Source organism: Halomonas sp. DP8Y7-3, assembly GCF_019801675.1.
Taxonomy (GTDB): Bacteria; Pseudomonadota; Gammaproteobacteria; order Pseudomonadales; family Halomonadaceae; genus Halomonas; species Halomonas litopenaei_A.
This window is the reverse complement of the sequence record NZ_JAHVIO010000008.1, coordinates 39,124-57,102: the sequence shown is the minus strand read 5'-3', so window position 1 is coordinate 57,102 and position 17,979 is coordinate 39,124. Positions and strand designations below refer to the sequence as shown.

At 63.7% G+C, this 17,979-nt stretch carries 15 protein-coding genes; 6 read left to right on the top strand and 9 right to left on the bottom strand.

What is annotated here, in order from left to right:
• Positions 1-48: 48 nt before the first annotated feature.
• Positions 49-723, top strand: a complete 675-nt coding sequence (locus tag KUV86_RS09375; RefSeq protein ID WP_206938347.1) for a TetR/AcrR family transcriptional regulator — start codon at positions 49-51, stop codon at positions 721-723.
• 43 nt (positions 724-766) lie between these two features.
• Here the strand turns inward: KUV86_RS09375 and KUV86_RS09370 are convergent, their stop codons facing one another.
• A complete protein-coding gene (locus KUV86_RS09370) occupies positions 767-2,173 on the bottom strand; it encodes an NCS2 family permease (RefSeq protein WP_222484603.1) in 1,407 nt (468 codons plus the stop codon).
• A gap of 231 nt (positions 2,174-2,404) precedes the next feature.
• Here KUV86_RS09370 and hrpB point away from each other — a divergent pair, with 231 nt between their 5' ends.
• Complete coding sequence (gene hrpB, locus KUV86_RS09365) at positions 2,405-5,014, top strand: ATP-dependent helicase HrpB (RefSeq protein ID WP_222484602.1); 2,610 nt, start codon at positions 2,405-2,407, stop codon at positions 5,012-5,014.
• A 63-nt stretch (positions 5,015-5,077) separates the two neighbouring features.
• On the opposite strand, the gene KUV86_RS09360 is transcribed toward hrpB, so the two are convergent.
• Positions 5,078-5,467 carry a DUF6482 family protein gene (locus KUV86_RS09360; protein WP_222163196.1) on the bottom strand — a complete coding sequence of 130 codons (390 nt, stop codon included), beginning with the start codon at positions 5,465-5,467 and terminating at the stop codon, positions 5,078-5,080.
• A gap of 537 nt (positions 5,468-6,004) precedes the next feature.
• Between KUV86_RS09360 and KUV86_RS09355 the strand changes: the two genes are divergently transcribed.
• Both KUV86_RS09355 and KUV86_RS09350 read left to right on the top strand, forming a co-directional pair.
• Positions 6,005-6,937 carry a glutaminase gene (locus tag KUV86_RS09355; RefSeq protein WP_206938357.1) on the top strand — a complete coding sequence of 311 codons (933 nt, stop codon included), beginning with the start codon at positions 6,005-6,007 and terminating at the stop codon, positions 6,935-6,937.
• Between the two features lie 45 nt (positions 6,938-6,982).
• Entirely contained in the window at positions 6,983-7,447 is a 465-nt protein-coding gene (locus KUV86_RS09350; RefSeq protein ID WP_222239392.1) for a YchJ family protein, read from the top strand.
• A 175-nt stretch (positions 7,448-7,622) separates the two neighbouring features.
• Here KUV86_RS09350 and hutU read toward each other — a convergent pair whose 3' ends face one another.
• The 3 genes from hutU to hutI are packed head-to-tail and all read right to left on the bottom strand — an operon-like array spanning position 7,623 to position 11,550.
• Positions 7,623-9,314: a urocanate hydratase gene (gene hutU, locus KUV86_RS09345; RefSeq protein WP_222484600.1), complete on the bottom strand. Its 1,692-nt coding sequence runs from the start codon at positions 9,312-9,314 to the stop codon at positions 7,623-7,625.
• 45 nt (positions 9,315-9,359) lie between these two features.
• Positions 9,360-10,334 (bottom strand): formimidoylglutamase, encoded by a 975-nt coding sequence (hutG, locus tag KUV86_RS09340; RefSeq protein ID WP_222484598.1) that lies wholly within the window; start codon positions 10,332-10,334, stop codon positions 9,360-9,362.
• Positions 10,327-11,550, bottom strand: a complete 1,224-nt coding sequence (gene hutI / locus KUV86_RS09335; protein WP_222484596.1) for an imidazolonepropionase — start codon at positions 11,548-11,550, stop codon at positions 10,327-10,329. Before hutI ends, hutG begins: the two co-directional genes overlap by 8 nt.
• Before the next feature lie 428 nt (positions 11,551-11,978).
• On the opposite strand from hutI, the gene KUV86_RS09330 reads away from it, so the two are divergent.
• Entirely contained in the window at positions 11,979-13,301 is a 1,323-nt protein-coding gene (locus KUV86_RS09330; protein ID WP_222484594.1) for a YjiH family protein, read from the top strand.
• Positions 13,302-13,412: 111 nt separating this feature from the next.
• Here KUV86_RS09330 and hutC read toward each other — a convergent pair whose 3' ends face one another.
• Complete coding sequence (gene hutC / locus KUV86_RS09325) at positions 13,413-14,120, bottom strand: histidine utilization repressor (protein ID WP_222484591.1); 708 nt, start codon at positions 14,118-14,120, stop codon at positions 13,413-13,415.
• Between the two features lie 120 nt (positions 14,121-14,240).
• On the opposite strand from hutC, the gene KUV86_RS09320 reads away from it, so the two are divergent.
• Complete coding sequence (locus KUV86_RS09320) at positions 14,241-14,846, top strand: DUF938 domain-containing protein (protein WP_222484589.1); 606 nt, start codon at positions 14,241-14,243, stop codon at positions 14,844-14,846.
• A gap of 117 nt (positions 14,847-14,963) precedes the next feature.
• Here KUV86_RS09320 and KUV86_RS09315 read toward each other — a convergent pair whose 3' ends face one another.
• The 3 genes from KUV86_RS09315 to KUV86_RS09305 form a co-directional block, all read right to left on the bottom strand.
• Positions 14,964-15,914 carry an NAD-dependent epimerase/dehydratase family protein gene (locus KUV86_RS09315; RefSeq protein ID WP_222484587.1) on the bottom strand — a complete coding sequence of 317 codons (951 nt, stop codon included), beginning with the start codon at positions 15,912-15,914 and terminating at the stop codon, positions 14,964-14,966.
• A gap of 147 nt (positions 15,915-16,061) precedes the next feature.
• Entirely contained in the window at positions 16,062-17,354 is a 1,293-nt protein-coding gene (locus tag KUV86_RS09310) for a TRAP transporter large permease (RefSeq protein ID WP_222484585.1), read from the bottom strand.
• A gap of 5 nt (positions 17,355-17,359) precedes the next feature.
• Positions 17,360-17,866: a TRAP transporter small permease gene (locus KUV86_RS09305; RefSeq protein WP_206938379.1), complete on the bottom strand. Its 507-nt coding sequence runs from the start codon at positions 17,864-17,866 to the stop codon at positions 17,360-17,362.
• Between the last annotated feature and the right edge of the window lie 113 nt (positions 17,867-17,979).

Sequence of the window (17,979 nt, the reverse complement as noted above, 5' to 3'; positions counted from 1 at the left end):
ACGTGGGTTCACGCCAAGGGCGGCGGTTTGTCAACGACCGGGATGAGCATGGGATCACAGCTGGATGATGCAGCGCTCGACAGGGCGCTCGACACCGAAGGCGGCGCCATACGCCAGCGCAACGAGCGCGAGATACTCGACGCAGCCGAGCGGGTGTTTTCTCGCCACGGCTACCGGGGTGCCAGTCTCAAGCTGATCGCGGAAGAGGCGGGGCTGCCAAAGTCCAATATCCTCTATTACATGGGCAGCAAGAAGGCACTCTACGTGCGTCTGCTGGAAGGCGTGATGGAGCGCTGGAACACCATGCTCGACGATATTTCTGTCGAGGACGATCCCGCCGAGGTGCTCAGCGCCTTTATTCGCTCCAAGATGGAGATGTCTCGCCGTTATCCCGAGGCCTCGCGGCTATTTGCCGGTGAGATCCTGCAAGGGGCTCCCTTTCTGCAGGACTTCCTGCGTGGCGAGCTGCGTGACTGGGTCGAGGGCCGGGCCGAGGTGTTCCGTCAGTGGGCCGAGCGCGGCCTGATGGACCCCGTGGACCCGGTGTCGCTGATCTTTCTGATCTGGTCGGCGACGCAGCACTACGCGGACTTCGAAGCTCAGGTGGCCGGTATCACCGGCCATGAGCACTTCACCGACGACGACATGCAGCGCGTTACCGACTTTCTCGTCCAGGTCGTTCTGAAAGGGTGTGGAGTGGTGTCGGCACCCACAGGGCACTGAATGGCTGCGTGCCCTGGGACGCCGGCATGGTGACTCGCGATGGTTACTGCGCGGTGGCCAGCATGATCGCCGACAGTACCGCTGATACCCACATCGCGGGCTTGATCTGAGCGGCCTTGCCGGTGGCCAGCTTGATCAGAACGAAGCTCATGAAGCCGAACGCAATTCCGAGCGTGATGGAGTAGGTCAGCGGCATCAGAATGATGGCCAGAAAGGCAGGAAAAGCGTCCTCGAAGCGACTCCAGTCGATCTTGCCGATGGGAGCCATCATGAACAGGCCGACCAGAACCAGGGCTGGCGACGTGGCGATGCCCGGAACCAGAGAGAGCAGTGGCGACAGGAACAGGAAGGGCAGAAACAGCGCCGCAATGACCAGCGCCACCAGCCCGGTACGTCCTCCTTGGGCGACGCCAGCGCCTGACTCGATAAAGGTCTGGGCTGCGCTGGTGCCCAGTGGTGCCGCGATCATCGAGGCAAACGCATCGACGGTCATCGAGCGTTTGAGGTTACGAGGATTGCCGTTGGCATCCTTGAGGCCCGCCGATTCCGACAGCGCCATGAAGCAGGACAGGGCGTCAAAGAAGTTGGTGAACAGCATCACGAAGATAAACGGCAGATAGGCGACCTTGAGAGCGCCGAGCACATCGACCTTGCCCAGGGCAGAGAAGTCCGGCCACGCCGCCAGTCCTTGCCACACCACCACGACCTCGTCTCCCCACAAGCGGCCCAGGGGCAGCGCCAGCAACGTCGTGGCCGCGATGCCAAGAATCAAGGCGCCGTTGAAGCCCCGGATGACCAGCACCGCAGTGATGATCAGGCCCGCGAGGAAGGTGACCAGCAGCGCATCCAGGTGTCCCAGGCTCACGAGTGTGGCCGGACTGGCCACGATGAAGCCGGCATTCTTGAAACCAATGAAGGTAATGAACAGGCCGATGCCACAGGTGATGGCGTAGCGCAGTGACGCCGGAATGGCGTCGATGATGGCCTCGCGGACGTTGAACATGGCCAGGACCGCGAACATGACGCCGGACCAGAAGACGCAGCCAAGTGCCACCTCCCAGGACAAGCCGGCTCCCAGTACCAGGGTGTAGGTGAACAGCGCATTCATGCCCATACCCGGTGCGACCAGAATCGGGTTACGGGCGTACAGCGCCATCGCCAGGCTGCTGAGACTGCTGATGACCACGGTGGCTGACAGGGCAGCGGAAAAGGGGATGCCCGCGTCTGACAGAACCGCCGGGTTGACCACGATGATGTACATCCCGGCCAGGAAGGTAGCGATACCGGCCAGAATCTCGGTTTTAACCGAACTACCGCGTCGGGTCACGTTGAAGAATCGGTCGAGCAACGCCCCCAGACCGCTGGAGTCGGAAGGGCAGGATCTTTCGCGGTCTGTTGTCTGGGGTTCTGCGATTGATGGTTCTGCGGGCGATGAACCGGGATCACTCATGGCGGGGTCCTCTTGTCGTTGTCATGGCCATGGGGTGCAAATCTGACCGTTCGGTCAGGCGCTAAGCGTAGACAAAGATGCGCCGTCATGGCAACAAACTCTGGGCGTAAATGTATACAAAATCCTTGCCGAAGAGAGCTGCAAGGCTGTCGTGCTATGATCCGCGTCCGCGCGGCGCCACGCCGCTGAGCCAGCCGCTGAGCCACTTCCCCTGCCGACGGAGCTGTCTTGATGTCCTTGCTCCCGCCACTGCCGATCGACGAACGTCTGCCCGAGCTGCGTCGCGCGCTGGAGGCAGATAACCGCGCGATGCTGGTCGCGCAGCCCGGGGCGGGCAAGACCACGCGGGTGCCGCTGGCGCTGCTGGAGTCGGACTGGTGTCGTGGTGACAGCGGTCGGGGCAAGCTGCTGCTGCTGGAGCCCCGGCGGGTTGCAGCCCGTCTCGCCGCCAGCCACATGGCAGACCTGCTCGGAGAGGTGCCTGGCCAGACCGTAGGCTATCGCATGCGTGGTGAGAGCTGCGTGGGTCCAGATACGCGGCTCGAGGTGGTGACCCAGGGGGTGCTGTCCAGAATGTTGCAGGACGATCCTTTGCTCGACGGTGTGACTGGCATTGTGTTTGACGAATTTCACGAACGCAGCCTCGAGGCGGATCTCGGTCTGGCACTGGCTCTGGACGTCCAGCAGGGGCTGCGTGAAGACCTGCGGCTGCTGGTGATGTCGGCCACGCTTGATGTCACGGCATTGTCACGGGTACTGGGCGACGACGTCAGCGTGGTTGACTGCCCAGGACGGCAGTACCCGGTCACGACCCTGTATCGGCAGGCCCCGTCGCGGCTGTCGGCGGAAGAGCACCAGGGGCGTGTCGTGCTGGAAGCACTGGCGGCAAAGAGTGCGGCGGGCGAAGAGGGCGCAGCGGACCAGGCGGCGGACATACTGGTGATCTTGCCCGGCGTGGCGGAGATCGAGAGGCTATCTCGCTGGCTGTCCCAGCGGCTCGATCAGGTCGCGCTGGTGCCGCTCCATGGACGGCTGCCGCTGGATGCTCAGCGGGCTGCCCTAAAACCACGGGCGGACGGCCTGCGCCGGGTGGTGCTCGCCACCGCGATTGCCGAGTCCAGCGTCACCGTGGACGGCGTGCGCACGGTGATCGATGCCGGGCAGCAGCGGGTGCCGGTGTTTGTGCCTCGCACGGGGCTGACTCGGCTGGAGACCCGGCGTGTCAATCGGGCCAGCGCCGACCAGAGGCGAGGACGAGCGGGGCGCCAGGGGCCAGGGCGTTGTTATCGCCTGTGGGCGGAAGAGCAACCGTTACCACCCCACGGTGAGCCGGAGATCCTGCAGGCAGATCTATCCTCGTTGGCCTTCGAGCTCGCCCGTTGGGGAGTGAAGGACGCGACCCAGCTTGCCTGGGTCACGCCGCCGGGGCGCGCCTCGCTGAAGGCCGGTCGCCAGCTGCTGCGACAGCTCGAGCTCAGTGATGAGCGGGATGGGCTGACGCCGCTGGGTCGTGCCGCTGGCCGTTGGCCCACGTCGCCCCGTCTAGCGGGGATGCTGGAGCGGGCGAGCCAGCGTGACGAGGCCTCGCTGGCCCTTGCCTGCGCGCTAGCCGCCTGGCTTGAAGGGCGTCAGGGTAACGGCCGTCAGGTGGACCTCGAAGCGGTGTTCGCCGAGTTACTCAATGACTCACGCCCAGACCCCCACTGGCAGCGAGAAGCCAAGCGGCTGTGTGCTCGCGCGGGTGTCTCGCTGTCTGCAGCGAAACGGGCGGGTGACGGCGCGCTGGCTCGCATGCTGTTGCACGCGTTTCCCGATCGGGTGGCTCAGCAGGTGGCGGCGGGGCGGTTTCGACTGCGCTCTGGCGGGCTGGTGACGTTGCCCCAGGATCAGCCCCTGGCCCATGCCCCCTGGCTAATCGCGGTGGAGCTTGACGGTCGCGCCCGGGAGGGCAGGCTGTATCGGGCAGTGCGCACCGATGAGTCGGCCCTGGTGGCCCAGTGGCCGATACTGTCCGAGTGGCGTGAACGGGTCGAATGGAACGCGGACGCGGGGCGCCTCGAGGCAGAACAGGTACGGGGTATCGACGCGCTGGTGCTGGCGCGCCGTCCGATGCAGGGCCCCCCAGGCCCCGCTGCCTGTCGTCAGGCGTTGCTGCAGGCCATCCACGACGCCGAACGCCTGCCGCTCAATGACGCCGCCGAGGCGCTGCGGCGGCGGGTGGCGTTGCTGCGTCAAAGCCACGATGGTCAGTGGCCTGCGCTGGACGATGAAACCTTGAAAGCTGAGCTGGACGAGTGGTTGGGGCCCCATCTGGAGGGACTGACGCGGATGGAGCAGGTGCATGCCTTGCCGTGGGAGCAGCTACTGCGCGAGCGCTTGCCCTGGCCGCTGGCCAGTCGTCTGGACGAATTGGCGCCGACCAGGTTGACGCTGCCCAGTGGCGACAGCGCTTCCCTGCGCTATGAATGCGAGGGATGGGTCGGGCAAGCCGCTGAGGCGAACCCGTCTCAACCGTCTTCTCAACACCTTGCGCAACAGCCAGATGATGGGTCTGGCGAGGCGTATCGTGTGGTGCCGGTGCTCGCCGCAAAACTCCAGGCGCTGTTCGGCTGGCAACAGACGCCACGGATCGCCGAAGGACGGGTGCCGGTGCGTGTCGAGTTGCTGTCCCCGGCCCGTCGCCCCCTCGCCACGACTATGGATCTCGCGAGCTTCTGGCGCAATGTCTATCCCGAGGTGCGCAAGGAGAACCGCGGTCGATATGCCAAGCACCCCTGGCCTGAGGATCCGCTGACGGCTCAGGCGACCTCGCTGACCAAGGCACGCCTGGGCAAGACGTGAAGGCACCACCTGGCGGCTGACGTCGGTGGGCAGGGCTAGAGGGCCCGATGGCCGCAGGAGCTGTCAATGGTGAGTGCTCAGGGCAATCCGCGTACCGTGGGCGATGACCTCCGCCAAGGGCGCCGGGGACGTCGTCTGACCGACCATTTCGTCGGTGACCTCTGCCCAGGTCAGGGTGGCGTGGGTGAACCCCAGTGGAGCGAGAGTGCGACTGATCCACGCGGTGCCGGTAAAACGCCAAGGGTCACCCGCGTCATCGACCAGCAGCGCCATCTGATCGTCGAGGTGAATCCTGACCAGATAAAAGCCCATATCGATGGAATGGATCTCGATGGTGGGGGAACGGTCCGTCAGCGCCGTCAGGCCTGTCAGGGTCAGGGTGTCGGGAAGCGAGTGGACGGCGGATGTGGCGTCCGCGGGGAGATCGCTGGTGCGGTCCTCGGAGAATGGCATGATCGTCTCTCTCTCTGTGGGTGGCGTCGTGCGTGGGTGGCGTCGTGCGTGGGTGGCGTCGTGCGTGGCTGGCGTCTTGTGCGCGCCCGGCGTTGAGGTATCTCTCTTTTACTGTCGACCTGTTCCACTGTCGCCTGGTGATACTGTCCCGGCCTTGTCACGATGAAGGGCTCCGGGGCTGGGCTGGTGGATGGCCATGGGCTGGGTAGAGGCTGTCAGCGACAGCCAATAATGGGATTCAAGTGATTTTTTGCATAGTATGTGTACAGGAAATGTACATGCCTGGTCGCATGGGCGCCACTCCGTCATCCACCCGGTAGCCACCTGGCACGACCTTGATCACGGTCGCAAGAGAGCGCTGAGGCGTTGACAGTCGTGCGCCCTGTCGCCACCATCGCCGGCTTTGCCGAATCTGTCCTGCCTGGCGTGGCGAGAAGTGGCATCGGTATCGACGTCTCGCGATCATGCGCCACGTGATCACCAGCTCTGTCAGCATACGCCCAGTCACCACAAGCCCAGTCACCAAGAGTCATGCCCATGGGGAACACCCTGACGCCCAAGCAACTGCAATCACTGGTCGAGACCCTCGACCGCGAGGCTAGAGCCAGTGACCAGTGGGGCAACGTCGCCAGCTACATTCCTGAACTGGCGTGCATCGACCCCCAGCAGTTTGCCATCAGCATCTGTACCTGCGATGGGCGTGAATATCACGCAGGTGATGCCCACACCGGCTTCTCGATCCAGAGCGTCTCGAAGGTCTTCACCCTGGCCCTAGCGCTTGGACGACTGGGGGCAGGCCTGTGGGAGCGGGTCGGGCGGGAGCCCTCCGGGCGTGCCTTTAACTCCATCGTCCAGCTGGAGATGGAAGACGGCATCCCGCGCAACCCGTTCATCAATGCCGGTGCCATCGTCACCACCGACGCAGTGCTCGGGCGCAATGCGCCTCGAGACACCCTGGGAGAGATTCTGCGCTTTCTGCGCGAAGCCTCCGGCGACGATGACATCCATATCAATGAGCAGGTGGCCCGCTCGGAACACGCCACCGGGGACCGCAACTTCTCGCTGGCCTATTTTTTGCGTTCCTGCGGCAACCTCACCAACGACTGTGACCGGGTGCTCGGCACCTATTTCCACCACTGTGCGATCGAGATGTCCACCGCCCAGCTGGCGCGGGCGACCCGATTTCTGTGCGGCGGCTTCGAAGGTCAGCGGATGATCGGTATCGAGCGGGTCAGGGCCATCAACGCGCTGATGATGACCTGTGGTCACTACGACGGCTCCGGCGACTTTGCTTATCGCGTCGGGTTTCCGGGCAAGAGCGGCGTCGGCGGTGGCATCATGGCGGTCGTCCCTAACGTTGCGTCCATTGCGGTGTGGTCTCCCGGGCTCGACCGTTATGGCAATTCGCTCAAGGGCACGGCCGCACTGGAAGGCCTGTCGAAGGCGACCGGCTGGTCCGTGTTTGCCTGAAGGATGGCCCCATGGACCAAGATCCATCGTTACAAGGAGCCTGACATGGCCACATCGAATGCCTCTGCATGTCCCTGCGGAAGCGGCCTGGCACTCGCCGACTGCTGTCAGCCACTGCACCAGGGAGGTACGGCGACCAGTCCCGAGGCGCTGATGCGCTCCCGTTATAGTGCCTTCTCGCTGGGGCTCGATGACTATCTGCGCCACAGCTGGCACCCGGACTGCTGCCCACAGGAGATGGGCACCTCAGACACCTGCTGGAAGCGTCTTGAGGTCCTGGACAGCGGTGAAGAGGGCGATGCGGGCTGGGTGCACTTTCGTGCCACCTTCGCAGACGGACCGCGTGCACGGCAGCGCTGGGGAGTGCTGGAAGAGCGCTCACGCTTCGTTCGTTACCAGCAGCGCTGGGTCTACCTGGATGGTGAGCCCAGTGTCACCAGACTCAAGCCGGGACGTAATGACAGCTGCCCCTGTGGCAGTGGGCGGAAGTTCAAGCAATGCTGCGCCTGACCTCCATGGTCGTTGCATCGAGGGTGCTCGCTGCGGCGGCATGTTGGGCGTTTCGGCTAAAGGCATCCGCTGCATGTCTCTATCCCACAGCAACTATCCCACAGCAACGCAAAAGGCCGCACTCGGGCGGCCTTTTGCATGTTGGCGGTCGGCATAGGTGCCGCGCCGCAGGTGCTCAGTCCTTGAGCATCGGCAGGTCGAGGCCGTTTTCGCGGGCGCATTCCTTGGCGGACTCGTAACCGGCGTCGGCGTGGCGCATGACGCCGCTGGCCGGGTCGTTGCGCAGGACGCGGGCCAGGCGAGCATCGGCGTCATCGGTGCCATCGGCAACGATGACCACGCCCGCGTGCTGCGAGAAGCCCATGCCGACACCGCCGCCGTGGTGCAGTGACACCCAGGTCGCGCCGCCGGCCGTGTTGGCCAGGGCGTTCAGCAGCGGCCAGTCGGATACCGCGTCGCTGCCGTCCATCATCGCTTCGGTTTCGCGGTTGGGGCTGGCAACGGATCCTGAATCCAGGTGGTCGCGACCAATCACGACGGGGGCCTTGAGCTCGCCGTTCTTGACCATCTCGTTGAAGGCGCGGCCAAGACGAGCCCGGTCCTTCAGGCCGACCCAGCAGATACGCGCGGGCAGTCCCTGGAAGCTGATGCGCTCGCGGGCCATGTCGAGCCAGTTGTGCAGGTGCTCATCGTCGGGGATCAGCTCCTTGACCTTGGCGTCGGTCTTGTAGATGTCCTCCGGGTCGCCGGACAGGGCTGCCCAGCGGAAGGGACCGATGCCCTGGCAGAACAGCGGGCGAATATAGGCCGGTACGAAGCCGGGGAAGTCGAAGGCGTTGTCGACGCCTTCTTCCTGGGCCATCTGACGAATGTTGTTGCCGTAGTCGAAGGTCGGCACGCCCATCTTCTGGAACTCGAGCATGGCGCGAACATGCACCGCCATGGACGCCTTGGCGGCCTTGACGACCACGTCCGGCTCGGACTTGCCGCGGGCGACGTATTCGTCCCAGGTCCAGCCAGCAGGCAGGTAGCCATGCAGCGGGTCATGGGCGCTGGTCTGGTCGGTCACCATGTCTGGCTTGACGCCACGCTTGACCAGTTCCGGCAGCACCTCGGCAGCGTTGGCACACAGGCCAATGGAAACCGCCTTGCCCTCGCTGGTGTAGCGAGCGATGCGTGCCAGGGCGTCGTCCAGGTCGCTCGCCTGCTCGTCCAGGTAGCGGGTGCGCAGGCGGAAGTCTAGGCTGGACTGCTGGCATTCGATGTTCAAGGAGCAAGCGCCGGCCAGGGTGGCGGCCAGCGGCTGAGCGCCGCCCATGCCACCGAGGCCAGCGGTCAGCACCCAGCGGCCCTTGAGGTTGCCGCCATAGTGCTGGCGGCCTGCCTCGACGAAGGTTTCGTAGGTGCCCTGGACGATGCCCTGGGAGCCGATGTAGATCCACGAGCCCGCGGTCATCTGGCCGTACATCATCAGGCCTTTCTTATCGAGCTCGTTGAAGTGCTCCCAGTTGGCCCATGCCGGCACCAGGTTGGAGTTGGCGATCAGGACGCGTGGGGCATCCTTGTGGGTCGGAATGACCGCCACCGGCTTGCCGGACTGGATCAGCAGGGTCTGGTCGTTCTCCAGGCGCTTGAGCACCTCGACGATCTTGTCGAAGCACTCCCAGGTACGTGCCGCGCGACCAATGCCACCGTAGACCACCAGGTCTTCAGGACGCTCTGCCACGTCCGGATGCAGGTTGTTCATCAGCATGCGCAGCGCCGCTTCGGTCAGCCAGCTCTTGCAGGACAGCTCGGTGCCGGTGGGCGCGGCGATCTTGCGGGTCGGGTCGTGACGATCGTTCTTGGGGGGTGTGATCTGGTTCATGGGGTCACCTTGAATGTGGACAGATAGGGGGAAACGATGGCTCGGTCAGTGGTCCGACCGGGTCAGCTGGTGGACCAGTCGTGCGGCAAGGCGTGCGGTGCGCTGGTCAATGTCATACGCCGGGTTGACCTCCGCGATATCGATCAGGCGGAGCTTGCGTGAACGGCGCAGGAATTCGAGGATCGGTTCCAGGTGGGTCAGGATGACCCCGCGTGAGGCGGGAGCACTGACCCCGGGAGCATCGCTAGCCGGGAACACATCCATGTCGATGCTCAGGTAGACGTGATCGCAGTCGGCGACCAGGCGCTGGACATCGCGCTTGATGAAGGCAATGCGGCTATCGCGAAATTCGCGGTCTTCCACCACCAGCGTCTTCAGGCGAGACGCCGTATGGAACAGGGCGCGGGTGTTGGCAGCCTGGCTGACGCCAAGGCAGGCGTAGCGAAATGGCCATCGACGGTTGGAGCAATCGGCGGCGATCTGGGCGAACGGGGTGCCCGAGGACGTCAGCTCGCTGGGATCGCGCAGGTCAAAGTGGGCGTCGAGATTGATGATCGCCACGCAGGACCGACGCTGCTGCTGTGCCAGATGATCCGACAGCCCACGCCAGCTGGCGTAGGCCACCTCATGACCACCGCCCAGCACGACCGGCAGATGGCCTCGATCAAGCAGCTCGGTCAGGTGCTCTCCCATGCGCTGCTGGGCATGCTCCAACCCGTCGCCGTGGCAGGCCACGTCGCCGGCATCGTAGACGGGGGTGTCATGGTGCCAGGCCATGGGGCCCAGCGCCTGGCGGATGGCGGTCGGGCCTGCTGCAGCGCCGATACGGCCCTTGTTGCGCGCCACCCCGGCGTCGCTGGCAAAGCCGGTCAGTACGGTGCCCGCAGCGGCATCCGTGTGATAGGCGGTTATCCGCTGGTGCCAGCGCTCGCTATTCGGCTCCGGGTCGATACGCCCTTGCCACAGGCTCATGTCCGGCGTGGCATGGTCTGGCTTGATCACGGCAGCTTGATCATCCATGGGTCAGCACTCCTTCCAGCACGCGATGCCTGAGTCTTCCTGGCTGAACGGCGTAGGCCAGTTCCGCGGGTCGTTGTACGTCCCACACGCACAGGTCGGCGATGGCCCCTACGGTGATACGCCCAAGACCCGCCGTGCCGATGGCCGTGGCGGCGTGGGCGGTCATGCCGGCCAGGGCTTCCTGGGGTGTCAGCCGCAGCAGCGTGCAGGCCATGTTGAGCATCAAGGTCGGCAGCATGATGGGGGAGGTGCCAGGATTGGCATCCGATGCCACCGCCATGGCAACGCCCGCGCGGCGCATGGCATCGATGGGCGGATGCTGGGTCTCACGTAGCGTGTAGAACGCCCCCGGCAGCAGGACGCCCACCGTGCCGGCCTCGGCCATGGCGGCGATGCCGGCGTCGTCCAGGTATTCAATGTGGTCGGCAGACAGGCCGTGGTGTTCGGCGACCAGGGATGCGCCGCCCGACAGCGATAGCTGTTCCGCATGAGCCTTGACCGGCAGGCCGAGTGCCCGAGCCGCCTCGAACACGCGCAGACACTGCTCCCGCGAGAAGGCGATACGCTCGCAGAAGACATCCACCGCATCGACCAGGCCTTCGGCGCGGGCCGCGGGCAGAATCTCGTTGCATACCAGGTCGATGTAGCCGTCGGCATTGCCGTGATGTTCCGGCGGCAGGGCGTGGGCCGCCAGCAGGGTGGTGCTCACCCGTACCGGCAGTTCGCGGCCAAGGCGGCGAGCGACCCGCAGCATTTTCAGCTCGTCGTCGGTCGACAGTCCGTAGCCGGACTTGATCTCCACGCTGGTCACACCGTCGTCGATCATGGCGCCAAGGCGCGTTGCGGCTGTCGTGAACAGTGCCGCTTCATCGGCGTCTCGGGTGGCCTTTACGGTGCCAAGGATACCGCCGCCACGTCGCGACATTTCCTCATAGGAAGCGCCTTCAAGGCGCAGCTCGAACTCGTCGCTACGCTGGCCGCCGTAGACCAGGTGGGTGTGGCAGTCGATCAGGCCTGGCGTCATCACACCGCCACTGCCCATGTCGATGCAGTCAGCCTGTTGTGCCTGATCCAGGCTATCCATGGCGCCCATGGCAGCGACGCGTCCGTCCTCGACCTTGACCCAGTAGCGTCCTGGCTGGGTGGTCAGGCCATCAAATAGGCTGAGGTCGCGCCACAGGCGTGAAGGGTGTTGGGGTTGGGATGTAGTAGCCATGAAGAGCTCCCGTGTCGTAATGTATATACAAATAAGCGGTCTGGAGTCTTTCGTCAAGCCAGGCGTTCGCTTGTCAGGTCCTGTCCTTTGGCTAGGAGTAGAGCGCTAAGTCACGGAAAGCGTAAGAGAAAGGCAGGCTCTGGAAGATCTGATGGGTGCGACTTATGGGTTGGCTTAGACCATGGTCTAGAGCGAAACAATGGTCCCTGCGGGGCGAATAATCGGCAGGGCGGAAGCGGCGCCATAACGGCGCAAGAACGGCGCAAGAACGCTAGGAGAGGACGTGAATCATGGGCGGCTTATGGATCTTATTGGACTATAGTCTAAAGGCGGTCTTTGGTGGTGTTTTGCCACTATAGCGTCATAGCTGTATATACAAACTACGTGACGCATCGCGACGTCGACGACACTCCTGCGAGGCTTCCTCCATGGCGACGACTCCACACTCTTCAGCCAGCCGGCAATCGCCCGGGCTGCTGCTGTTCAAGCTGCTGGTACCCAGTGCCATCGGCATCTTCATCTTCTTCATTCCGGTGACCTGGGCAGGGCGCACAACCATACCGCTGGATCATCTGGTGACGGCGGCTCGCGCGGGTCTCGGCGATGGGGCGAGGTACTATGCGCTGGCGCTGATTGTGGCTGGCGCCGCCTATCCGTTGATCAAGGGCGAGTGGCGGCGCAGCGCGACCGATATCGTGTTTACCGTGCTCAAGCTCCTGGGCGTCGTGGCGGCGGTGCTGACCATGACCTCCGCTGGCCCCGCATTGCTGCATCAGCCGGACATGCTGCCGTTCCTGTATGACAAGCTGGTCATTCCGGTCGGGTTGATCGTACCCATTGGCGCGATCTTTCTGGCGCTGCTGCTTAGCTATGGCTTACTGGAGTTGATCGGCATCCTGGTCCAGCCGGTCATGCGACCGCTGTGGCGGACGCCTGGACGCAGCGCCATTGATGCGGTGGCGTCCTTTGTCGGCAGCTACTCCATTGGACTGCTGATTACCAGTCGTGCCTATGCCAGCGGGCAGTATTCCGCCCGGGAGGCAGCGATCATTGCGACCGGCTTTTCCACGGTATCGGCACCCTTCATGATCATCGTGGCCAAGACCCTGGGACTGATGGAGGTGTGGAACGCCTTTTTCTGGTTGACGCTGGTCATCACCTTCATCGTATCGGCGGTGACCGCAAGGCTGTGGCCGCTGTCGCGCATGGACAATCACGCCTCCGATGGCGAACCGGAGGCCCAGAAGGGCGACCGCCTGGGCCTTGCCTGGCGCACCGGGATCAAGGTGGCTGAGCAGGCGCCGCGGCTGAGCGCCAGCGTGCGCAAGAACCTGGCAGAAGGGCTGGTGATGGCGATCAGCATCCTGCCGTCGATCATGTCGGTGGGACTGCTTGGCCTGCTGGTCGCCAAGTACACCCCCGTCTTCGAGTGGCTGGGCTGGTTGTTCTATCCGATCGTTGCCCTCTTCGGCATCGAGCATGCCCAGGAACTGGCCCAGGCCAGCGCCGCAGGACTTGCTGAAATGTTCCTGCCGGCGCTGCTGCTGGGTGGCGACGCCGGGATCGATTTCGTCGCGCGCTTTGCCGCCGGCGTGGTCTCGATCTCGTCCATTTTGTTCTTCTCTGCGTCGATTCCCTGCGTGGTGGCGACCCGCATTCCCATCACCCTGTGGCAACTGGTGGTCGTATGGGCCATTCGCGTGGCTCTGACGCTGGTGCTGGCCATCCCCATGGGCATGTTGCTTCAGTAGTCGTCAATCAAGGGTGTAGCTCAAAAATGACGAAGGCCGGATGCCATGCATCCGGCCTTCGTCATTGGGGGGAGCGGCCAACAGCCGTAGAGGCCTGTATGCAGTGGTGCCCTAGTCCTTCCAGGCAGAGCGCAGCGTATAGCGGTCCCCTGGATGGATCAGCACGGCGTAGCTGATCAGCAGCTCGTTGGACCAGGTGCGACGGCGCAGGCGCAGGCAGGGCTCCTGGGTGGTAATGGACAGGGCGGCCGCCTGATCGGGCGTCGCCAACACCGCTTCTACCACGTGCTCGATATCGGTGATCGGCCAGGCCTGTATCAGCACCTGGTGAGGCGTCAGCTTAGTAAAGTCGGTGGCCAGATAGTCGGGGACATGGCGTGGATTGACGAAGCGCTCCTCCAATTGGATCGGCACGTCATTTTCATGGTGGACAATGCGAGTGTGAAACACCTTGCTGCCATGGCGCATGCCCAGCTGAAGCGCCACATCTTCGCTGGCGTCGATGGCCTCCGCCGCCTCTACCCGAGCGTGGTAGCGATGGCCGCGCCCCTGAACCTCCTCGGCAATGTTGTGGACTTCCATCAGCGAGGACTCGGCCTTGCGCTCGGTGACAAAGGTGCCGGCACCGGGCTGGCGCGTCAGGTAACCGCGCTGGACCAGCTCGCGAATGGCCTTGTTGGCGGTCATGCGGCTGACATTGAAATCCAATGCCAGCTGCTCTTCGCCGGGGATGCGATGATCCGTTGGCCATTCGCCCCGCTGGATCTTGGCGAGAATGTGCTGTTGAATCTCGAGGTAGCGGGGCTGGTTACGCGCCATGTGCCGTCCTTGGTGGTGAACAAGAGTACATGGCGTTAGTGTACCGAGGCAGGGCCTCGTTGGCACCGGCCTTCGTACATCCTGCCTACCTGTCATCGATTTTCTCTGAGGTATCTCTGCATGACCGATGCTCGGCTCTCCAGACCGGCTGCCCTGCGCAATCGTGAACCCATCTTCGAGGTCCTTAAGGACTACCTTGGCCCACAGGCGCGGGTACTTGAATTGGCCAGCGGCACTGGCGAGCATGCCCTGTACATGACCCAGCGCCGGCCTGGCTGGGTCTGGCAGCCTACCGATATTTCCGAGCCGGCGCTGGCGTCCATCGAGGCCTGGCGTGCATCGCTGACCGATGGTCGTGACAACCTGCTGGCGGCGCAGCGTCGTGACGTCTTGAGTGAATGGCCAGAGCAGCAATTTGACGCCATGGTGGCGATCAACCTGATCCATATTTCGCCGTGGGTGGTGACGGCTGCGCTGATGGAGAAGGCGACTCTTCATCTGGCCACGGGTGGCGTGCTGTTGCTGTATGGCCCTTATCGGCTTCATGGCGAGCACACGGCGCCGAGCAACGTCGCCTTCGATGAGGACCTCAAGCGGCGCAATCCCGAGTGGGGGATTCGCGACCTTGAAGCGGTGACTGAGCTGGCCGCGAGTGCAGGGCTGAGCCGTGAGGGGCTTCATTCGTTGCCGGCCAACAACCTGGCGCTGGTCTTTCGGCGGGGATAAGCGCCCGCGTCAGCCGAGGGCAGTGACAGACGAGGCCACCTACGCGGTGGCCTCGTCACGTTCAGCTGTCATGCAGCGCTCACAATGCGGGTCAGTCCGCGCAGCGCAAGCGGCGTTTCAACCCGCGTTGTTGAGCCATCGGTGGTAGTCCTCGAGGCCTTCGCGGATGTCGGTGAAGCGGGGCTCGAAGCCAAGGTCCTGCCGGGCGCGGGTGATATCCAGCGGGCTTCCACGCACCACGAACGGGCCAGGCCCCAGGCGCATGCCGCTGTCGTGCCCCAGCATCTCTGTCACCGTATCGACAATCTGCTGATGAGCCACCGGCACACCACAGGAAATATTGTAGTGGCGGTGCGGCACGCTGGGGGCGTCGAACAGCGCCAGAATGCCGCTGGCGGTATCTTCCACATGGGTCCAGTCGGTGGTCTGGTCGCGTCCATTGGCGGGGGTAACGTTGCTGAGCCCCTCCAGCGGGCCAAACATGGCCTGGTAGACCGCATGCATGTGCGAGGGACGCTTGCCGGGCCCATAGACAAAGAACAGCCTGGCTTGGCGAATGTCCATGCCGAAGGTTTCGCTGTATTGGTCACCGTAGAGTTCGCCGGAAATCTTGGTGGCGCCGTACAGGTCCGTGGCCTTGTAGGGCATGGTCTCGACCTGGGGGCCTGCGGCGTCTCCGTAGACAGCGCCGGAGCTCATGTTGACGACCTTGTTGATGCCCAGTAGCCGACAGGTCTCGTAGACATTGAGGGTGCCCATGGCATTGATCGACAGGTGCTTGAACGGACGAGTCTGGAAGAACGGGCCGGCGATGACGGAAACGCCGTGGATGACGCCTTCCAGCTCATCCTTGTAGCGCAGGAAGGTCTCGAACAGTGTGTGCGTATCCAGCACATCCACCGCCTCGAAGTGAATGTTGTCGCGAACGTCATCCAGATAGTCGAGGCCCATGCGGTCAACGTGAGGGGCGGCCATGTCGCAGATGATGACCTTGGTGCCGCGACGGGCGAGCAGGGTGGCGACCCAGGAACCGACGTGACCGAGGCCACCGGTGATCAAAATAGCCATGACAGAACTCCTTCGCAAAGGTGCGGACTGGGGGTGATGAATGAGGTTGAAGGCTGAAGCCAGAACTGAAACCAGAATTGAAACCAGAACTGAGGCCAGGGCGGCGACCCGTGACCGGTCAGGTCACAGGCCAGGCCCGCGGTTGACTCATTGCAGCATCAGGTTGGGCAGGAACATCACGATGGACGGGAACAGCGTGATGATGATGAGCACCGCCACCAGCGGGATGTAGAACGGCAGGGTGGCGCGCACCAGGGCGGTAAAGGGCAGGCCGGTGATCTTCTGGATGGCGAACAGCACCGTGCCTACCGGTGGCGTGATCAGTCCGATCATCAGGTTGAAGATCATCACCACACCAAAGTGCACCGGATCGATGCCGTACTGGACCACCACCGGCACCAGCAGCGGCGTCAGCAGGAACAGCGCCGGTACCGAGTCGATGAACAGGCCGATAAGCAGAATGAACAGGCTCAGCAGCAGTAACAGCACCACCGGGTCACTGACCGTGGCCAGCAGGAAGTCCGCCACCAGCGCGGTGACCTGATAGCGCGCCAGGATCCAGCTGTACAAGGCACTGCCGGCGATGATTAGCAGCAGCACCGAGGTATCGATGGCCGTATCGCGAAGGATCTGGAAAAACTCGCGCAGGCTGATCGAGCGGTAGACGCAGAACGAGATGATCAGGCAGTACAGCAGCGCCACCACCGACGCCTCGGTCGGGGTAAACAGGCCAGACAGGATGCCCACCAGGATGATCACCGGCGTCAGCATCGGCAGCAGTCCACGGGACAGCGCGCGCATGAACTCCGCCAGGGTAGCGCGGGCGCGGGTCGGGTAGCCGCGGCGGTGTGAGATCACCGCGACCATGACCATCAGGCCCGCTCCCATGAACAGCCCCGGCAGAATCGAGCCAAGGAAGATCGCAGCAATGGAGGCATTGGCCAGCGCCCCATAGATGACCGCAGGAATGCTGGGCGGAATGATCGGCCCGATGGTCGCGGAACTGGCGGTGACCGCGGCGCTGAAGTCGGTAGGAAAGCCATCGTCTTCCATGGCCTTGATCTCGACGGCGCCCAGGCCACCGGCATCGGCCACCGCCGAGCCCGACATGCCCGCGAACAGCATGCTGGCGAGCACGTTGACGTGGCCCAGGCCGCCTTTCAGATGGCCGACGGCACAGCGAGCGACGTCAAACACCCGGTCCGAGATGCCGGCCGAGTTCATTAGTCTGCCGATCAGCAGAAACGCCGGAATGGCCAGCAGGGTGAAACTGTTGACCCCGTACAGGGTGCGCTGGGCGATCATTTCCAGCGGAATCTCGGTGAAGCCACGGGTGTAGGCGAGCACCGCAGCCGAGGAGGCAATCATCGCGAAGGCCACCGGCACGCCGAGCATCAGCAGCACGATCAAGCCGATGAACATGATGGCGAAAATTTCCATGGTGCTTACTCCTTGTCGCCGTCGCGAGGGTCAGGTGTCGTCAGACGCTCGATAAAGTCCTCTACCAGCAGCAGCACCATCAGTCCGGCGGCGATCAGTTGCATCAGGTAGAGGTAGGAAAAACTCATGTCGAAGGTACTGGCGAACACGCCGGCGGTACGCTCCATCATGTTGAAGGCGCCGCCCATGATCATGCCCAGCACCAGGATGCTGACGATGTCGGCAAGCATCGCCGCCACGCGTTTCGCCCTGGCTGAGAGCAGGTCCGTGACGATGGTGATGCGAATGTGCTCCTGATAGCGCAGGGCCAGTACCGAGCCCAGGAAGATTTCGGCCAGGAACAGGTAACGCGAGACTTCGTCGGTCCAGGGCACGGCCACGCCGAGGGCGTAGCGGGAGATGACCTGAATGCCCATGACCAGCAGCATCAGGCCGAAGGCGCCGACCACGACAGCGGTCAACAGCCACCAGAAGGCTCCCAGCGCCTTGGCCAGGGTCGAATTGGTCGTCATGGATATCTCCGTGGGCCGCTGACGAATGACAGCGGCAGCAGGCGGTGTATCAGCTGTCCCGCCCCAGGCCTTGGCAGCCTTCAGGTACCGGGGCGAGACGGCCGCTGCCCCGA

Coding starts and splice junctions, on each gene's coding strand:
- KUV86_RS09330 (WP_222484594.1), top strand. CDS start 11,979: ATGGCGACGACTCCACACTCTTCAGCCAGCCGGCAATCGCCCGGGCTG.
- KUV86_RS09310 (WP_222484585.1), bottom strand. CDS start 17,354: ATGGAAATTTTCGCCATCATGTTCATCGGCTTGATCGTGCTGCTGATG.
- hutU (WP_222484600.1), bottom strand. CDS start 9,314: ATGAACCAGATCACACCCCCCAAGAACGATCGTCACGACCCGACCCGC.
- KUV86_RS09375 (WP_206938347.1), top strand. CDS start 49: ATGGGATCACAGCTGGATGATGCAGCGCTCGACAGGGCGCTCGACACC.
- KUV86_RS09355 (WP_206938357.1), top strand. CDS start 6,005: ATGGGGAACACCCTGACGCCCAAGCAACTGCAATCACTGGTCGAGACC.
- hutC (WP_222484591.1), bottom strand. CDS start 14,120: ATGGCGCGTAACCAGCCCCGCTACCTCGAGATTCAACAGCACATTCTC.
- KUV86_RS09320 (WP_222484589.1), top strand. CDS start 14,241: ATGACCGATGCTCGGCTCTCCAGACCGGCTGCCCTGCGCAATCGTGAA.
- hutG (WP_222484598.1), bottom strand. CDS start 10,334: ATGGATGATCAAGCTGCCGTGATCAAGCCAGACCATGCCACGCCGGAC.
- KUV86_RS09360 (WP_222163196.1), bottom strand. CDS start 5,467: ATGCCATTCTCCGAGGACCGCACCAGCGATCTCCCCGCGGACGCCACA.
- hrpB (WP_222484602.1), top strand. CDS start 2,405: ATGTCCTTGCTCCCGCCACTGCCGATCGACGAACGTCTGCCCGAGCTG.
- KUV86_RS09305 (WP_206938379.1), bottom strand. CDS start 17,866: ATGACGACCAATTCGACCCTGGCCAAGGCGCTGGGAGCCTTCTGGTGG.
- KUV86_RS09370 (WP_222484603.1), bottom strand. CDS start 2,173: ATGAGTGATCCCGGTTCATCGCCCGCAGAACCATCAATCGCAGAACCC.
- hutI (WP_222484596.1), bottom strand. CDS start 11,550: ATGGCTACTACATCCCAACCCCAACACCCTTCACGCCTGTGGCGCGAC.
- KUV86_RS09350 (WP_222239392.1), top strand. CDS start 6,983: ATGGCCACATCGAATGCCTCTGCATGTCCCTGCGGAAGCGGCCTGGCA.
- KUV86_RS09315 (WP_222484587.1), bottom strand. CDS start 15,914: ATGGCTATTTTGATCACCGGTGGCCTCGGTCACGTCGGTTCCTGGGTC.